Origin of the sequence: Salmonella enterica subsp. enterica serovar Typhimurium str. LT2 (genome assembly GCF_000006945.2) — a bacterium.
GTDB classification, from domain to species: Bacteria; Pseudomonadota; Gammaproteobacteria; order Enterobacterales; family Enterobacteriaceae; genus Salmonella; species Salmonella enterica.
In genome coordinates this window covers 398327-414792 of sequence record NC_003197.2, presented here as the reverse complement: position 1 = coordinate 414792, position 16466 = coordinate 398327, and the positions used below count along the sequence as shown (strand labels likewise).

Here is a 16466-nt window from a genome sequence, read left to right as displayed (position 1 = left end):
CTACCGGACGATAAGCGTTATCAAAACGCCCATGACACGCTGCCTACAATGCTACGCTCGGCGCCAAAATAACAATAAGAGAGCGAATTACAGGCAGCGACATAGCGTTTGTCCGTCAGGTTATTTACGTTGAGCTGGGCGCTCAAGCCATTTAACCCAATGCTGGATAAATCATACCCTACCACCATATCGACCAGTGTATAGGACGGCAATGTGTGGGTATTCAGGCGATCGCTGGTCACGCCGTTGACGTACCGGATGCCGGAGCCCAAAGTCAGCCCCTCTAACAGACCGCTTTTCACATCGTAGCTTAGCCAGGCGCTGGCCTGGTTCCGTGGAGCATAAACCGCGCGCTTACCCTGTTCTTGCGGGCTACTTTTCTTATAACGGATATCAGTATAGGTATACGCCGCCTGCAAACGGACGCTATCCGACAAATGGCTAATGGCCTCCAGTTCAACCCCTTTAGACTCAATTTCACCAATCGAGCGGTACGGATCGGTAGGTTCTTCTTTGGTCGCGATATTGGTCTGATTAATACGATACACGGCGGCGCTAAACTGGCTATTCCCCCCCGGCGGTTCGTATTTTACCCCCGCCTCCCACTGCTTGCCTTTCATCGGTTCCAGCACATTGCCGTTTTCGTCGGCGAAGCTGGTCGGCGTAAACGCGGTAGAATAACTGAGATAGGGGGCGACGCCATTGTCGAACAGATAAAGCAACGCAGCACGGGTACTGACGTTGTTTTTATCGAGATCGCTGCGTGAATCATGAAGTTTGTCGATGTTAGACACGCTGACCCGATCGTAACGACCGCCCAACGTAAAGCGCCAGCGATCCCATGACATCTGATCCTGTAAATAGTATCCGGTCTGCCGCAGCTTATGTTTTTCACGGCTATACAACGTAATGTAATCCGGCTGAGCGCCATAAACAGGGTTGAAAGCGTCAATCGGCGGAAACGCGCCATAATAGCCAGTAGTATGGTTACTGCGATCCTGATAATCGATCCCCACCAGCAGACGATGATTAATCGCCCCGGTATCCACGCTGCCGTCGAGCTGATTATCCAGCGCGATAGCCGACATTTTCTCCCCGGAGCCGGAATAGCCGCGATTCAGCGCCGTTTCATTCAACCAACCTGCGGCATAGACCTGATTCAACGTCACTTTGGTATGCAAATAGCGCAATTTTTGCCGTACCGACCAGCCGTTATCGAACAGATGCTCAATGTTATAACCCACCATATTTTCACGGCGATCGTATTTGTCGTAGTCATCTTCACCTTCAAAGAAAGTGTTAGAAATTTTTCCGCCGTTATAAGGTACAACCGTGCCTTGATAAGGCAGTCCGGAGTGGCTACCGCCTTCCGGATCACGGTGCGGATAGGCCATAAGATCAAGACGCGTCCGATCGGTAATTCGCCAGGTCAGGCTCGGCATCAGCGCATAACGTTCCTCTTTCAAGGGGGTAAACTGCGAATCGGCGTAACGTGTCATGCCGCTAAGACGCGCCGCCACACGTTCATTGTCATCCAGTGGGCCGGTCACATCAAAAGCCGCCCCGCGCTGGTTGTTATTGCCGGCAAACAGCTTCACTTCTCCTCCGGCATCAAACGCCGGTTTTCGCGACGTCAGCGCGACAATGCCGCCTGGCGATGAACGTCCATACAGAACGGACGCCGGGCCGCGTACCACCTCGATATCTTCCAGAAACCAGGGGTCAACCACCAACGAACTGTGCGAATTGGTGTCGCCCATCATTTTTAACCCGTCGAGATAGACGTTATCCAGACTACCGTCCGAAAAACCACGCAATACGATGTAATCAAAGCGGTTAGAGGCGCCTATCTGGTTACTGTATACGCCTGGGGTGTAGCTGACCGCCTGACGCACGCTGGTTGCGCCCTGCTCTTCAAACTGCTGGCGGGTAATAATGGATACCGACTGCGGCGTTTCAATATCTGGCGTCGCCAGCTTGGTCGCGCCACTCTGAACGGGCGAGGTGACAATGACGGTATCATTTTTTGTGGTTTCCTGGGCAAAAAGAGGAAAAGTCGCGCCGCCGATAGCTCCGCCTATCAATAGCGCCATACGCGTTGTCGCAAACATGAACATCTCCAAAGGCATCTTTATTGTAAATAAGAATTATTACCTTTTAGAGATGACGGACCACTATGCGTAACGCCAGATTGCCTATGCGCAATGATAAAAAATCACCCAAAGCGGCAGAAAACCGGGTTAGCGGCGGATATTACCGCTCTGGCGGGGCGCGTTACGCACAGTGGCGGGACGCCGTAAGAGACGCGTCACGCAGCTCGCCGGGCGAGCAGCCATAACGCCGACGGAATGCCGTCGCAAAGTTAGTGGCATGTTGATAGCCTGACATCCAGGCGGCCTGCTGCACGCTGTATCCCTCCATCAGATAACGACGCGCGCGCGCCAGGCGGCAATCGCGCAGATAATCAAACACGGTACACCCATAGGCATGGCGAAACTTGCACCGCAGGCTACTTGGACTCATTGCCGCCCGACGCGCCAGTTCGTTCAGCGTGTAGGCTTTTTCCGGCGTCTGCTCCAGTAAACGCCGAATGAGCTCCAGCCGCTGGTATTCACCGGTGACGGGAAGCCCGCGTTTTTGCGTTGCCGGCTGACATAGATTTAGCGCATAGCCCAGCAATTGCAGCATGATGCCTTCCAGCATTAACTGGCGTGACGCCGCATGAGGTCCGGGCTGCTGCGCATAACGTAGCCCCGAAAGCAGAAACTCCGGCACCTGCCAGACCCTCGCCGAGGTTGCGCTATTTTCCCACTCGTCTGCCAGCGAGACAGGCAAACGCTCCCGCCATCCGCCGTCCGGGTACATTCCCAGCGACAAGGTGCGCAATTTACTGTCTGCGCCGTGATGGGCGCGTATCGTCTGCTGCTCACTCAGTTGCGAGCAAAACGCCATCCCCGCGCTCAACAAAAAGGTCTGCTCATTGACAGCCAGCGCGACGTTACCTTCCAACACCACCAGCATATACAGCGGACTGCTATGGCGAGAGGTGGTTTCATAAGGTTGTAACACGTGAACATCCGAGCGTGTAATGCAAATCCCGCCGGGAAGCGCTATCTCTTCGATATCGCCATGAAGTACGGGACTACTCTGCGTATACTGCGGTAACGCAGGGAAGCGGTAATCAATGCCATAACGCTCGCCAAACGCGATGAAGTCGCTGACGGAAAAGATCTTTTTCATCGCCGGGGCGGCGGAAGAGTGACAGGAGATCGGAGACATTATCAATACCGTTTATCTGCGTTATACCAGAGCGTTAGCCACTGTGTAACCATATCACTGCGGCCCGGGAACGACAATAAAGATGAGAATAATTATCAACCGCTATTGAGGGGAGAGATAAGGCGAGCAAAGGTGATCGATAAACGCCGATCTGTCGATAAAAACGCGCTTTCGCCAGCGACGAAAGCGCGTCCGGGGGTATCAGTCAGGAGCGAAATCCTGCGGAGGTCATGAGCAGTCTGAATAACATTCCGACGCCCGCCAGCAGAAGCACGCTGGCGCACCATATCGCGACCATCCATACGACTCGCCGCGACCATTTTTTCACTTTAACCATCAGTGATATCCCTCACCATGTCGCACTTTTCCACGGAAGACGTAGTAGCTCCAGAAGGTATAAGCCAGAATAATCGGGATGATTATCAGCGCCCCAACCAGCATAAAGCTTTGACTTTGCGGCGGCGCGGCGGCGGCATACAGCGAAATATCCGGTGGAATAATATTCGGCCAAATACTGATGCCTAACCCGCTGAACCCCAGAAAAATCAGCCCTAGCGTGAGAATAAATGGACGCGCATGGGATTCTGGTTTTTTCACGCTGCGCCATAGCCAGACGCTAAAAGCCAACACCAGCACAGGCACCGGCAGGAAGTAGTATAAATTGGGCAGCGTGAACCAGCGCTCGGCGATGTCGTCGTGGGTGAGCGGCGTCCACACGCTGACGCCTCCCATCACCAACAACAAGACGATCAACAACGGGCGCGACAGCGCGCACATCCGGCTATGCAGCGGATCTTCGCTTTTCATAATCAGCCAGGTAGCGCCCAGCAGCGCGTAGGTGACAACCAGACCGACGCCGCAGAACAGGTTAAACGGCGTCAGCCAGTCAAGCTGCGAACCGCTAAAGGTTCGCCCTTCCACCTGAAAACCGCTCACCACCGCGCCCACCACAACCCCCTGGGCAAAGGTCGCCAGGATTGACCCGACGATAAAGGATTTATCCCAGAACGCGCGATGCGACTCGGTGGCTTTAAAACGGAATTCAAAAGCGACGCCGCGAAAGATAAGACCAAGCAGCATAACCACCAGCGGGATAGTCAGCGCGTCGGTGATGACGGCATAAGCCAACGGGAACGCGCCAAAAAGCCCGGCCCCGCCCAGCACCAGCCAGGTTTCGTTCCCGTCCCATACCGGCGCGACTGAGTTCACCATAACATCGCGATCGTGTTTATCACGAATAAACGGAAACAGGATACCGACGCCCAGATCGAACCCATCCATTACGATATACATCAGCGTGGCGAACACGATAATAGCAAACCAGATAACCGGAAGATCGATGGTCATTCGCGTTTCTCCTGCTCAAGCGATTCTCCCACGGCAGAGATAGGACGCGCGGGTCTGCCATCGGTTTCAGCGGTCGGTGTCTCCGCCGGCTGCGGCCCTTTCTGGATAAGGCGAATCATATAAATATAGCCAACCCCAAAGACCAGGGAATAGACCACAAAGAAGGCCAGCAAACTGATGCTCATCTGCAAGGTACTGTGCGCGGAAACCGCATCACGCGTTCGCAGCAGGCCATAGACCACCCACGGCTGGCGTCCTACTTCCGTCGTCACCCATCCGGCAAGGATGGCGATAAGCCCGGACGGCCCCATCCACAGCGCAAAGTGCATAAAGGGCCGCGAATGATACAGTCGGCGTCGGTAGCGTAGCCACAGGCTGGCCAGCCCCAGGAAGATCATCAGTACGCCCATGCCCACCATCAGACGGAAAGACCAGAACACCACGGTAGAGTTGGGGCGATCCTCTTTGGGATAATCTTTTAGCGCAGGCACCTGTTTGTCCAGGCTATGCGTCAGGATCAGACTGCCCAACGCCGGGATCTCAAGCGCATAGCGGGTCCGTTCCGCCTCCATATCCGGCCAGCCTACCAGCGTAAGCGGCGTTGGCTCGCCGGGCGTATTTTCCCAGTGCCCCTCAATCGCGGCGATTTTGACCGGCTGATGCTTCAGGGTGTTAAGGCCATGCATATCGCCAATCAATGCCTGAACGGGCGCCACCACGACCGCCATCCATAACGCCATCGAGAACATACGGCGGATAGCCGGCGTATCGTTACCTTTCAGTAAATGCCAGGCAGCGGACGCGCCGACAAACATCGCGCTACTTAAAAACGCCGCAACGGACATATGCAACAGGCGATACGGGAACGACGGGTTGAAAATCACCGCGAACCAGTCCACCGGGACTACCTGACCGTTGTGAATTTCAAATCCCTGCGGGGTATGCATCCAGCTGTTAGACGCCAGAATCCAGAACGTCGACATTAACGTGCCCAACGCCACCATACAGGTAGACAAGAAATGCAGACCCGGCCCGACTTTGTTCCAGCCAAAAAGCATCACGCCTAAGAATCCCGCTTCCAGGAAGAATGCGGTGAGCACTTCATAGGTTAATAAAGGCCCGGTGATACTGCCGGCGAACTGGGAAAAACCGCTCCAGTTCGTTCCGAACTGGTAAGCCATGACCAGACCGGAGACCACGCCCATCCCGAAGTTGACGGCAAAAATTTTGAGCCAGAACTGATAGAGCGAGCGCCAGACAGGATTACGCGTTTTTAGCCATAAACCTTCCAGTACCACCAGGTAACTGGCTAAGCCAATCGTAATCGCGGGGAAAATAATATGAAAAGAGACGGTAAAGGCAAACTGGAGTCTCGCTAAAAAGAAGGCATCAAACTCCATGTTCCCTCCCGTTTATATATAGTCACTTCGTGTAAAATATTCACTGTTCGCAACCAGGTTGAAACGAAACGGTTATTTTCCCCAAACGTATAAACGTCGGGGAATATCCAGATAAATTACGATTTTTTTTGCGGCTGGCTGTCAGGCTTATCGCCCGACTCTGGCGCTTCGGAGGGGTCGTCTTTTTCGACAGCGAAACGGTAGTATCTATTTAGCATAACATGTCTCCCTTAGTTACATTCACTTGGCAATATCTACCTGGCCGTTATAAAAATAACGGCAAAACAAAAAAACAGCGTCTTCAAGACTATTTGCAATTTCAGCAAAATACGCGTAGCTGAAAGTTAAGAATAGACGTAAAACGATAACCTTCAAGTCAACGCGGTTTACGGGACGGGGGATTAGCACAGGGAGAATGACCGCAACGCTCGCTGCGCGGCGGCCATTTTATATGGTCTATCAAAAAGATAACCGTTAAGGTTCATTCAAACCCGTTAGTTTGCCTTCCCCTCAATCAAGCCATTGATCGTAGAAAATACCGCCGGCGCGCTGGTCGCTTCCGCAAACTCGACATTGATATTTTGCCGACGCAGCATATCGAAGAATTTACGTTGCGCATCAAGAATAACCTGATCGCCTACGCGCATATTTTCTGCTTTAGTTTCAACCAGTAAATAAACGCTGTCGGCGTCCTGACGCTCAATACGGTACACAAAATCCGGCGTAGTAGAGCCCCCCGTATATTTGGGGATCTGAATGGCCCGCTTAGGCAGTTTGCCAAACACAGAAACCTGTTGCGGATAATCGTATTTTAATAGCGGCAATTCTGGATCGACGCTGTCATAACGCAACGGCGGTATTTGATAGAGAGAACGGGGATCGTCTATCGCATTCTCATCCACATTTTTCCCCACAATTTCAGCGCTAATCTCCTCTCTGAACTGCCGTGCCGTGGAATCAAATACCGACGTTGAAGCCTGAAAATCGAGAGGCAGATAATCGTGGCGCTGCGCAAAATGCGCATTAATCCGCGTCTGTAATGCGCGGGTCATATTGTCCAACGAGATCTCGCTTAAATAGCGTGAATCTCCGTGCAAAACATCACGCAGCATCGCCATTAACACCGGGTGCAGGACGTTAACCGGCAGACTGGTGCGTAACGCCAGTTGCTTAAGAAAATGGCCATATTTCATGCCCGCCATAAATTCGCTGGCGGCTAATTCGCCTTCCCGCTGCGCCACTTCAAAACGGCCATTATCTTCATTCGATACCAGCCGTTGTTGCACCTGGCTTGGCTTCTGGCGAATATACAGCGCCGGATCGCGCAGCACCTCGGCGGCAATTTGTTCCAGAGAAGCGCCGCTACGCTCGAATTGCAGCATATAACGGCGGGAAAACTGCTCCCAGATACTGCTAAGTTGTTCCCAATTCTCTTTGCGTAACCTGACTCGCAGCCGGGAGGCGGGCTTATTGTCACGAATGCGATCCGCTCGCACCCGCGCCTGCGTCAGCTCAGGGTAGAACTCCAGTAGCCACGCAAAACCACTTTTGGTTTCCCCGTTAAGCGTGACGCTGGGTTTAAACTCATTGCTCCGGTTGATCAGTTTTTTATCATCCAGATCTTCCAGCAAACGAAGCTCCGTAAACGCAGGATCGACTTTTTGTCGCTCGGTGACGATGAGTGTGATCATCGCCTCATCCAGCTTCTGCTCGTTAAGCTGAACTTTGCTGTCGCGATTAATCTCATCAACCAGCATACTGGCAAACGCTTTTTCATCATAACCAATCAGAAACGACAGTCGGGACGGCCACTCTTCCTGATGAACGCGATGACCATTTTCATCTACCGGTAGCCGCAGGCCGCGCCCCACTTCCTGAATTTTGCTCGACTCGCTACCGGAAGAACGTAATTTAGCAATGACAAAAACATTCGGGTTATCCCAGCCTTCGCGAAGCGTCCATTTTGAAAACAGAAAGCGGCGCGTTTCCCAGTTGCCGTGATGGTCTGAAAAACTGAGCAACTTCTCTTTATTTTTCAGAATATCATCTACCTCAGCCTGGATCGCCTCATCACCGCTTCCGCGGTCTTCGCCAAAGTAACCAGCGTGGACGTTTTGGTTATCCGAGTGCAGGCTGGCGAGCGTGGCCTGCAGAAACGACAGATACTCCACTTCTCGCGGCAGGGTCTTGCGCTGATAATCGTCAATCAGTTGCGTCAGTTTCTTTTTCAGCAAACGCTCAAAAGTGACTTTCAACCAGCCTTCGTCATCACGATAGCTTTTAATACTGTCAATAAAGAAAAGGCTTAAGGTCTTAATACGCGGGGCATTATTTTCTGGCTCATTGCTGCGTAAGAAATTTGCCTGCTCAGTGTCAAAATGCTTATCGATAGCGTCCTGAATAATCAGTTCCTGGTAGCTCGCGCCAAAGGTTCCTGGCACCAGCGCCATCCCTGCCTCCAGCTCCAGATCGTTCGACAACATTTTACTGCCGGCATATTCGATACTGCCTTCAAATCCTGCATCGACATCGGCGAGATTTTCGCCCACGCCAACCTCGGCAATTTTGCTCCCCCGTCGGAGGATTAATTTCTTTGCCGTGACGCTGTCAACGATATAACGATTGTTGGCCTGTTCTTCGGGGAGATTCGGGTAATAAATATCAATACCTTTCACCAAACCATCGTTAAAACTGTCCACCGCGTTGAGATCAAACTGCGGTTGCCGGCGATAGTAATCTTTACGTACACATTTATTTTTACCCTTACCTTCGACAATATCCGGGAAGGTAGCGCCAAAGCGGACGATCATTTGCGGCTGAATAGCCTGAATCGCTCGATAAAATTTGTTATCTCGCGCAAAACGATGCGGTTCATCAATAATGACCACCGGTCGCGTCATTTGCAGCCCTTTAACAGGCGACGTCAGCCCGCCCAGGAGCGTTTGATCGTAATCGTCTCGCGTCATACTGGCGGAATTGAGCATTTGCGCATTGATCAGCAAAACCTGAATCGTATGGCTATCACGACGGCTGGCATCAGTAAAACTTAATAGCTGGGCCGGAAAATTTTTACGCCCCGACTTTACTTTAAAATCACCGGCGTTGATGGTGCAAAGTTCCATCCGCGTATTTTCGTAGAACTGTGAAAAATGCTGTCTGGCGTAATCGCTGGTAATAAAGTTCCGCGCGCCTTCTTTAATGGCTGGCGTCGGCACCACCAGCACAAATTTGAAGAGGCCATACTTCTGATGCAATTCATACATCAACCGGGTATAGACATAGGTTTTACCCGTCCCGGTCTCCATTTTAACGTCAATATTGGCCTTATCGTCGTAACGTTCCTTAATCAGCGGATTAGCATAGTGATTATGATCGGCTTGCGCGTGATCGATACCGGTGAAACTCGCCAGAATCGCCGCTAACGCCTGTTCCTGATGGGGAAGTTCTTCCAGTAAAATATTCATCATCATCCCCTCTTAATAACGCTTCACCAGGTTCACTTTTTGATCAAGCTGTTTTAAGCCGATTTCCAGTTCACGAATGGATTCAAGGTCGAAAGAGTAGCCGTAAATGACAATGGTCTGAACCGGAAGCTGGTGCGTACCAATGTGGTTGAGAAGATCGCGGGTCTGCTCTGTTCCCCATCGTTCATCAATCAGATACAGGCGCGTATTATCAACATACCTGGCGCAATAGCCGGAAAAATCAACGGTCTGTACGTCAATATCCATTTTATAACCATCGGCGACCAGCCATGTCGTTAATAAGGTCTCTTCGCCGCTTGCGCCGCCCGGCACGCCCAATCCTCTGGCGGAAAAAGGATTGATCATGTCGGTAAATCCTGACTCGGTGAAAGCGGCCAGTTGACCGCTGGTATTGATAAAATGGCCGGTAGCAATATCGAAGCTATCCAGATCGTCCAGCGTCTGCTGTGTCGGAGTGGCAAAACGATAATGTTTAAAACCGAGATCGCTATTGGTCGCGGGATTGTTGGCGCGGATCTTCGCCGCAACGCGTGTAATTCGCTCGCGGCTGATTTCATCAATAGTGTTATAACCTGCTTTTTTCGCGATAGTGTTATTGCTTAATGCCTGATCGATAGTACACAGAATAAACGTGCGCTGCCCCCCATCTTCTTCATTCAGCGCCATTACCGCATGGGCCGTAGTGCCGGAACCGGCAAAAAAGTCCAGGACGACGCCGTCTTTATCGATAGCGAGCTTGATGATTTTCTTCAATAATGCGGTCGGTTTCGGCGTATCAAAAACGTTGTCGCCGAAGAGATCCAGAATCTCCTTTTTCCCCTCTTTATTCGACGCTACGTTATCCCAGTAATTGGTCGTTGGCTGCCCCTTACTGTGATGCGCGTACATGACTCGCTGGGGAATACCGCCGTTATCTTTGCCAAAATAGACCAGATTATCGGCCACCAGTTTTTGGTAACTGGCTTCAGGATAAGCCCATAGTCTTTCGTGTACCGTACCGTTCGGCGTGGTAATTTTATAGGTATAGCCGCCGCCGCTCAGCCCTTTTGACACCGTTAACGGCACCGGTCGCCATTTCCCTTCTGGAAACTGTTCGGTCGGTTCTTTATAGGATTTCTGAATATACTCTTTAGAAAGCGGTTCTAAACGTAAAGCGCCCTGACCGGTTTTGGCATAAACAAGAATGTATTCCCCCTGGATGGAAACGTTATCAGAGTCGTTAGAAATCTCTTTTTTGCGCTTCCACATCACATTGGTGACAAATCCGCCTTCGCCAAAAATCTCATCCATCATTAATTTAAGATTGGCGTACTCATTATCGTCGATAGAGATAAAAATAAACCCGGTATCTTTCAGGAGCTTCCTGGCCAGGAAAAGACGCGGATACATGAAAGATAACCACGCGGAGTGCGTCGATTTACCCTGAATGGATTTTAAACGTGCCAGTTCGGTATCATTAAGACCAAACATATCCTGCAACGCCCGATCGCTATATTCAAAATGATCGGGATAGACAAACCCGTCCGATCCGGTGTTATAAGGGGGATCGATATAGATCATATCGACGGTATCGGCGTAATTATTTTGCAGATGGCGTAACACATCCAGATTATCTCCGGTCAGAAAAAGATTATGGCTGTTTTTATTTTCTGCCAGAGTATTGTGTTCCACGTCAGGAACGATAACGGTAACGGATTTTTCACCCGCCTGTTTTTTTGCGTAATCTTTGCCAATAAAATCAATCTGATAACCGCTAGTCAGCTCATCAATATTACGCGCTTTCAGCGCGCGCTCAAATCTGGCGAGATCAAATCCGCCTTTCGCGATCAGTTCGCCCTGCTCGTTATAGCGATCGGCGGTAAAAAATTCCGGTAATGCACGTTGTAACTCAGACAGAAAGGCGCTATTCGGGGCAACAGACTCGTTGTGTTTTTGGTTATCTTTCAACATGATATCTTCGCTCCGTTGATAATTTTAAGGTGCAGCAATCAATTTCTTATAAAGAAAAAAGTAAGCGATGATTGTAATGGTCACGAACGGCAGATGCCATCATTAACCTTTGTTGTTCGTTGAAAGGGCGTGAAAACGACGGGAGGAAGGCGTGCTCCCGGCGACAGTATGCGCCAGGAGCGTAGTGTTTACGTGCGATGACTGATGGCCGACTCCGGGAGGGCGTCGCTATCTGTACCGGAGATGACGACTCCCCGGGTCTCGCGACCAAATGCCACAAATACACAGATTAAAATAGCCACCGCGCCAGCCACGATCGCCATTGCCAACCCGTAATTGCCACCATGCGTTTCCGCGATGCGGGCCTGTAACGTCGCATTAACCGACGCCAGTAAATTACCGAGTTGGTAAACAAACCCTGGCAGCACGGCGCGCGCATTCGCCGGAACCAGCTCGTTCAGCCAGGTCGGCACGACACCCCAGGCGCCCTGCACCATAAACTGCATCAGGAACGCGCCCAGACCAATCGTGAATGATCCGCTGGAAAATGCCCATAGCGGGAGTACCGGAAGCGCAAGAAAGGCGGCGATCATGATCGCTTTTTTACGCCCAATACGTTCCGATAGCGTACCGTAGAAAATACCGCCGAGCATGGCGGCAATGTTATAAAAAATTGCAATGATACTGATCAGATGCGGATCAAAACCATGCTGCATCTTCAGGAAGGTAGGATAGAGATCCTGCGTACCGTGACTGAAAAAGTTAAAGAACGCCATGACCAGCACCAGATACAGACACAACTTCCACTGTTTGCGCAGAACAGGAAGCAGCGCGGTATTCTCTTTACGCGCTCTGGCCGCCAGCCAGACGGGGGATTCCGGCACTTTAAACCAGATATAAGGCAGCAAGACAACAGGCAGGGCGCCAATCAGGAACATACCGCGCCAGCCTACCATACTGTAGAAGAGGCCAAAAATAACCGAGGCGAACAGATAGCCGCAGGGATAGCCCGCCTGAAAAATGCCCGACATCAGGCCACGCGAACGATCGGGAATGGTTTCCATCGCCAGTGATGACGCGACGCCCCATATCCCGCCCATCGCCACGCCGTACATGACCCGAAAAATCAGAAATGCCATGAAGGTGGGCGACCAGGCGGAAAGCAGTTCAAACACCGTAAAAAACAGAATATTGAGCATCAGTATCGGTCGACGTCCGTACTTTTCCGCCATTCGGCCAAATAGCAGCGCGCCAATGGGACGTACCGCCAGGGTCAGCATAATCGCAATGGAAACGTCCGATACGGAAGCGTGAAACCATTCGGCGAGATCGCTAAGTACAAAGACAAGGATAAAGAAATCAAACGCATCCAGCATCCAACTGGTAAAGCAGGCAAACGCCACATGTCGTTGTGTCGTCGTCCAGTTCAGGGGGGTGTACATAGGTAGTGTCCTGCATCAAAAAATAACATCAAGCTTTGAAGCGGGCGAAACGCTGGAGCGCTCCCGTCGTCAAAGCGACGTAACAAGGTAGCGTTGCGCTACTTATTTGTTATCTTTTTGTATATAGCAGGTAAAATGTTAGCAAAAATAGACAAATCATTACATATTATTAACAAAGCTTACTGACACATGATTTGTCACACTTTTTATGGGGATTATCTCACGCAAAGAAAAGCGAAGCGTGGCTAGCGTATCGCGACCGGCCTGTCGCCAGACCGATCGCCATTGACGATTACCTCTCGCGCGGCGGGAAACCGGCCTTTTGCAGGGCGGCGGCAATCTGCTCCGCGGATAGCGACGTTTCAACGTCAACCAGACGCGTCGCCGGGTCAGTTCTCACCGTCGCATTAGCATCGAGAGTCAGAATCGTCTTTTTTACCGTACTGGCGCAGCCGCCGCAGGTCATGTCATCAATATGGAACTGCATAGTGAACTCCTTTTGTGTGGGAACTGTTGCCAGTCTGGACCTTGCCAGTGTTGGAAGGTCAAGCGTAATCTCAGGACTTACAGACGCTTTGCCAGTCCGTGGCGACGAGGACGTCGCAATACCGCTCCGGTACGCGCCTCCGGCTCGCTATCGTCAGGTTGTCCAAGCGTATGCAGAATGGGGCAATCTGGCAGCGCGTCGCCGGCGCAGCAGTGAATCAGCGCTTTGAGGGTTTGCGCCATGTGCTGCATGTTCTGGATACGTCTGTCCAGTTCATCAATGTGCGTCTGCGCCAGGCGTTTGACGTCAGCGCTTTGCCGCGACTGGTTATTCCAAAGATTCAGTAAGTCGCTGATTTCAGCAACTGAAAAACCGAGGTCGCGCGCGCGGCGTATAAAATGCAATTGATTAACATCAGCCTGGGTATAGGCCCGATAGCCGGAATCCGTCCGACTTGCCGCGGGAATCAGACCAATCTGTTCATAGTAGCGAATCATTTTGGCCGAGACTTTCGATGCTTTAGCTGCTTTACCGATGTTCATGACGCTCCTCCTCATGTCGTGGATGTGTCGGATGGGGTTGCCATCGGCGCCCGGAAACGGCGCAGCCGCAAAGCGTTGCCCAGCACGAACACGCTCGACATCGCCATCGCCCCTGCGGCGAATACCGGTGACAATAATATGCCCCAGACCGGAAATAGCGCGCCTGCCGCGACAGGAATCAGCGCCGTATTGTAAGCAAAGGCCCAGAACAGATTCTGGTGGATATTGCGGATGGTCGCTTTAGACAGCGCGATAGCATTCGGCACGCCTTGCAGGTTGCCGGACATTAGTACGACGTCGGCGGATTCCACCGCCACATCGGTGCCGGTGCCAATCGCCAGCCCCACGTCGGACTCCGCCAGCGCTGGCGCATCGTTGATGCCATCGCCGACAAACGCCACCTGCCCATACGCCGCTTTCAGGCGCCGTATCGCCTCGACTTTCCCTTCTGGCAATACCTCGGCAACCACATCATCAATTCCTAACTGTCTGGCGATAGCCTGTGCCGTGCGGGCATTATCGCCAGTGATCATGGCGACCTTAATGCCGAGCTGATGTAAAGCGTTAATTGCGGCGGGCGTACTGGGTTTGATCGGATCGGCCACGGCGATAATCGCCGCCAGTTGACCGTCAATAGCCGCATAGAGCGGCGATTTCCCTTCCTGCCCTAACCGTTCGGCGGTGGTGGCGAAGCCGCTAATATCCACGCCAATTTCGCGCATATAGCGATCAGCCCCCACGTCAACACGCGTACCGTCAACGGTAGCGTATACGCCCATCCCGGTCACCGATTCGAAGCCGCTCATGCCTGGTAGCGCGATCCCTTCCTCTTCTGCCGACACGACAATCGCACGGGCAATCGGATGCTCTGAACGCGATTCTACCGCCGCGACTTTCGCCAGCACCTCACGGCGTTCAAAGCCGCTGGCCACGTCGAGATCGGTCAGTACCGGGCGGCCTTCGGTAAGCGTCCCGGTTTTGTCTACGGCCACCACCTTAGCGTCTTTGAGTAGCTGTAACGCCTCCCCCTTACGGAACAGCACGCCCATTTCCGCCCCACGACCGGTTCCCACCATAATAGAGGTCGGCGTCGCCAGGCCCATCGCGCAAGGACAGGCGATAATCAGAACCGCAACGCCATTGATCAGAGCGAAAGTCAGCGCTGGCGACGGCCCAAACGCCAGCCATACCACAAAGGTCAGCGCAGCAATAAGCATCACCATCGGGACAAACCACAGCGTCACTTTATCCACGACGGCCTGAATCGGCAGTTTTGAACCCTGCGCCTGTTCCACCAGACGAATGATTTGCGCCAGCATGGTCTGTCCGCCGACGGCGGTCGCCCGCAGCGTGAGCGCGCCTTTTTGGTTTACGGTACCGCCCACCACCGCGCTTCCTGCGGATTTCTCAACCGGTATCGGTTCGCCGGTAATCATCGACTCGTCAACGAAGCTGCGGCCTTCGGTCACTTCGCCGTCAACCGGGATCCGCTCGCCTGGCCGAACCTCCACACAGTCGCCCAGCACAACCTCGTCGACAGGGATATCCACGATGCGGCCCTCGCGTAACACATGCGCGACCCGCGCCTGTAGCCCCACCAGACGTTTAATCGCTTCGGAAGTCCGCCCCTTCGCCCTTGCCTCCAGAAAGCGCCCCAGCAGAATAAGCGCGACAATCACTGCGGCGGCCTCGTAATAGACGTTTACCGTCCCTTCAGGCAACAGGTCGGGCGTAAAGGTCGCCACCAGCGAGTAGCCGAATGCCGCTGCGGTTCCCACGGCGACCAGCGAGTTCATGTCCGGCGCCAGACGCGCCAGCGCCGGGAACCCTTTAAGGTAAAAACGGCGACCGGGGATCGTCAGCACCAACAGGGTCAGTGCAAATTGCCAGTACCAGCTTTGTTGCAGGCCAATCGTTTTTATCACCCACTCGTGCATACCAGGAATAAGGTGCGAGCCCATTTCAAGCACAAAAACGGGGAGCGCCAGCACGCTGGCGAGAATCAGATCGCGCTTCAGCCTGACGCGCTCGGCCTCTTTTTTCTCTTCAGAGTCGTCTTCGCCCTGCCCCGCCGTCTCTATCGGTCGCGCCTTATACCCCGTTTTTTCAATCGCCGCGATCACCGCCTCCGCCGACGCCGTCCCGCGGACGGTGGCGCGCTCCGTCGCCAGATTCACCGTAGCGTCCGTTACGCCAGGCACAGCCTTAATACCTTTTTCAACGCGAGCGACGCACGACGCGCAGGTCATACCTTCAATAAGTAAGCTTATCGTGTCGTGACGATTTTCTGACTGACTCATGACGACTTCCCCATCCTGACTATTCGGTATCAGAAAGCCTAAAGCTTGCCATTGTGGGAAGGTCAAGCGTATTCAGGCTGCACGGTTCGGCGAGAATGTGAGATGGCTCATAAAAGAGGATGATGCGAGACATTTACGCCACGATGCCGACCCACGCCCCGTAAAAACCCGTCAGGAACGCTTGACCTTTCCTTCGTTGTAACGCCTAGCCTTTGCCAAAAATTCTGCGGCAGC

General features: G+C 52.7%; 12 protein-coding genes and 11 other annotated features. All 12 genes read right to left on the bottom strand.

From position 1 onward, the window contains the following. Positions 1–20: 20 nt before the first annotated feature. The 12 genes from foxA to STM0353 all read right to left on the bottom strand — a co-directional run bounded on the left by foxA (position 21) and on the right by STM0353 (position 16239). A complete protein-coding gene (gene foxA, locus STM0364) occupies positions 21–2129 on the bottom strand; it encodes a ferrioxamine receptor (RefSeq protein NP_459359.1) in 2109 nt (702 codons plus the stop codon). Positions 2130–2274: 145 nt separating this feature from the next. After that, the gene (locus tag STM0363; protein NP_459358.1) for a putative transcription regulator, AraC family occupies positions 2275–3283 on the bottom strand. Within the gene, positions 2275–3279 belong to an annotated coding region; the region does not span the whole gene. After that, positions 3278–3283 (bottom strand) — a ribosome-binding site (putative RBS for STM0363; RegulonDB:STMS1H000719). It overlaps the preceding gene by 6 nt. A gap of 91 nt (positions 3284–3374) precedes the next feature. Continuing rightward, positions 3375–3603 (bottom strand): putative cytoplasmic protein gene (locus STM0362; RefSeq protein NP_459357.3). Within the gene, positions 3375–3599 belong to an annotated coding region; the region does not span the whole gene. Next, positions 3598–3603 (bottom strand) — a ribosome-binding site (putative RBS for STM0362; RegulonDB:STMS1H000718). (Overlaps the previous gene by 6 nt.) Before the next feature lie 12 nt (positions 3604–3615). Further along, positions 3616–4634, bottom strand: a protein-coding gene (locus STM0361; RefSeq protein ID NP_459356.1) for a cytochrome BD2 subunit II. Within the gene, positions 3616–4626 belong to an annotated coding region; the region does not span the whole gene. Further along, the gene (locus STM0360; protein ID NP_459355.1) for a cytochrome BD2 subunit I occupies positions 4623–6032 on the bottom strand. Within the gene, positions 4623–6026 belong to an annotated coding region; the region does not span the whole gene. Before STM0360 ends, STM0361 begins: the two co-directional genes overlap by 12 nt. Then, positions 4629–4634 (bottom strand) — a ribosome-binding site (putative RBS for STM0361; RegulonDB:STMS1H000717). It overlaps the preceding gene by 6 nt. Then, positions 6027–6032, bottom strand: a ribosome-binding site (putative RBS for STM0360; RegulonDB:STMS1H000716). (Lies within the gene STM0360.) 110 nt (positions 6033–6142) lie before the next feature. Then, the gene (locus STM0359) for a putative cytoplasmic protein (protein ID NP_459354.1) occupies positions 6143–6249 on the bottom strand. Within the gene, positions 6143–6244 belong to an annotated coding region; the region does not span the whole gene. Beyond that, positions 6244–6249, bottom strand: a ribosome-binding site (putative RBS for STM0359; RegulonDB:STMS1H000715). Its footprint overlaps the gene before it by 6 nt. A gap of 271 nt (positions 6250–6520) precedes the next feature. Then, positions 6521–9500, bottom strand: a protein-coding gene (gene res, locus STM0358; protein ID NP_459353.3) for a DNA restriction (DNA helicase). Within the gene, positions 6521–9493 belong to an annotated coding region; the region does not span the whole gene. Next, positions 9495–9500, bottom strand: a ribosome-binding site (putative RBS for res; RegulonDB:STMS1H000714). (Overlaps the previous gene by 6 nt.) A gap of 2 nt (positions 9501–9502) precedes the next feature. Then, positions 9503–11467 (bottom strand): DNA methylase; restriction system gene (gene mod, locus STM0357; RefSeq protein ID NP_459352.1). Within the gene, positions 9503–11461 belong to an annotated coding region; the region does not span the whole gene. Continuing rightward, positions 11462–11467: a ribosome-binding site (putative RBS for mod; RegulonDB:STMS1H000713), on the bottom strand. Its footprint overlaps the gene before it by 6 nt. A gap of 182 nt (positions 11468–11649) precedes the next feature. Further along, positions 11650–12910 (bottom strand): putative inner membrane protein gene (locus STM0356; RefSeq protein ID NP_459351.1). Within the gene, positions 11650–12903 belong to an annotated coding region; the region does not span the whole gene. Then, positions 12905–12910, bottom strand: a ribosome-binding site (putative RBS for STM0356; RegulonDB:STMS1H000712). (Overlaps the previous gene by 6 nt.) 285 nt (positions 12911–13195) lie before the next feature. Then, positions 13196–13397 (bottom strand): putative copper chaperone gene (locus STM0355; protein ID NP_459350.1). Within the gene, positions 13196–13390 belong to an annotated coding region; the region does not span the whole gene. Then, positions 13392–13397 (bottom strand) — a ribosome-binding site (putative RBS for STM0355; RegulonDB:STMS1H000711). Its footprint overlaps the gene before it by 6 nt. A gap of 70 nt (positions 13398–13467) precedes the next feature. After that, positions 13468–13940 (bottom strand): putative transcriptional regulator gene (locus tag STM0354; RefSeq protein ID NP_459349.1). Within the gene, positions 13468–13932 belong to an annotated coding region; the region does not span the whole gene. Further along, positions 13935–13940: a ribosome-binding site (putative RBS for STM0354; RegulonDB:STMS1H000710), on the bottom strand. Its footprint overlaps the gene before it by 6 nt. A 3-nt stretch (positions 13941–13943) precedes the next feature. Further along, the gene (locus STM0353; protein NP_459348.1) for a putative cation transport ATPase occupies positions 13944–16239 on the bottom strand. Within the gene, positions 13944–16232 belong to an annotated coding region; the region does not span the whole gene. After that, positions 16234–16239: a ribosome-binding site (putative RBS for STM0353; RegulonDB:STMS1H000708), on the bottom strand. (Overlaps the previous gene by 6 nt.) Positions 16240–16466: the final 227 nt, after the last annotated feature.

Coding starts and splice junctions, on each gene's coding strand:
- mod (NP_459352.1), bottom strand. CDS start 11,461: ATGTTGAAAGATAACCAAAAACACAACGAGTCTGTTGCCCCGAATAGC.
- STM0353 (NP_459348.1), bottom strand. CDS start 16,232: ATGAGTCAGTCAGAAAATCGTCACGACACGATAAGCTTACTTATTGAA.
- STM0359 (NP_459354.1), bottom strand. CDS start 6,244: ATGCTAAATAGATACTACCGTTTCGCTGTCGAAAAAGACGACCCCTCC.
- foxA (NP_459359.1), bottom strand. CDS start 2,129: ATGCCTTTGGAGATGTTCATGTTTGCGACAACGCGTATGGCGCTATTG.
- STM0362 (NP_459357.3), bottom strand. CDS start 3,599: ATGGTCGCGGCGAGTCGTATGGATGGTCGCGATATGGTGCGCCAGCGT.
- STM0356 (NP_459351.1), bottom strand. CDS start 12,903: ATGTACACCCCCCTGAACTGGACGACGACACAACGACATGTGGCGTTT.
- STM0354 (NP_459349.1), bottom strand. CDS start 13,932: ATGAACATCGGTAAAGCAGCTAAAGCATCGAAAGTCTCGGCCAAAATG.
- STM0360 (NP_459355.1), bottom strand. CDS start 6,026: ATGGAGTTTGATGCCTTCTTTTTAGCGAGACTCCAGTTTGCCTTTACC.
- STM0363 (NP_459358.1), bottom strand. CDS start 3,279: ATGTCTCCGATCTCCTGTCACTCTTCCGCCGCCCCGGCGATGAAAAAG.
- STM0355 (NP_459350.1), bottom strand. CDS start 13,390: ATGCAGTTCCATATTGATGACATGACCTGCGGCGGCTGCGCCAGTACG.
- STM0361 (NP_459356.1), bottom strand. CDS start 4,626: ATGACCATCGATCTTCCGGTTATCTGGTTTGCTATTATCGTGTTCGCC.
- res (NP_459353.3), bottom strand. CDS start 9,493: ATGATGAATATTTTACTGGAAGAACTTCCCCATCAGGAACAGGCGTTA.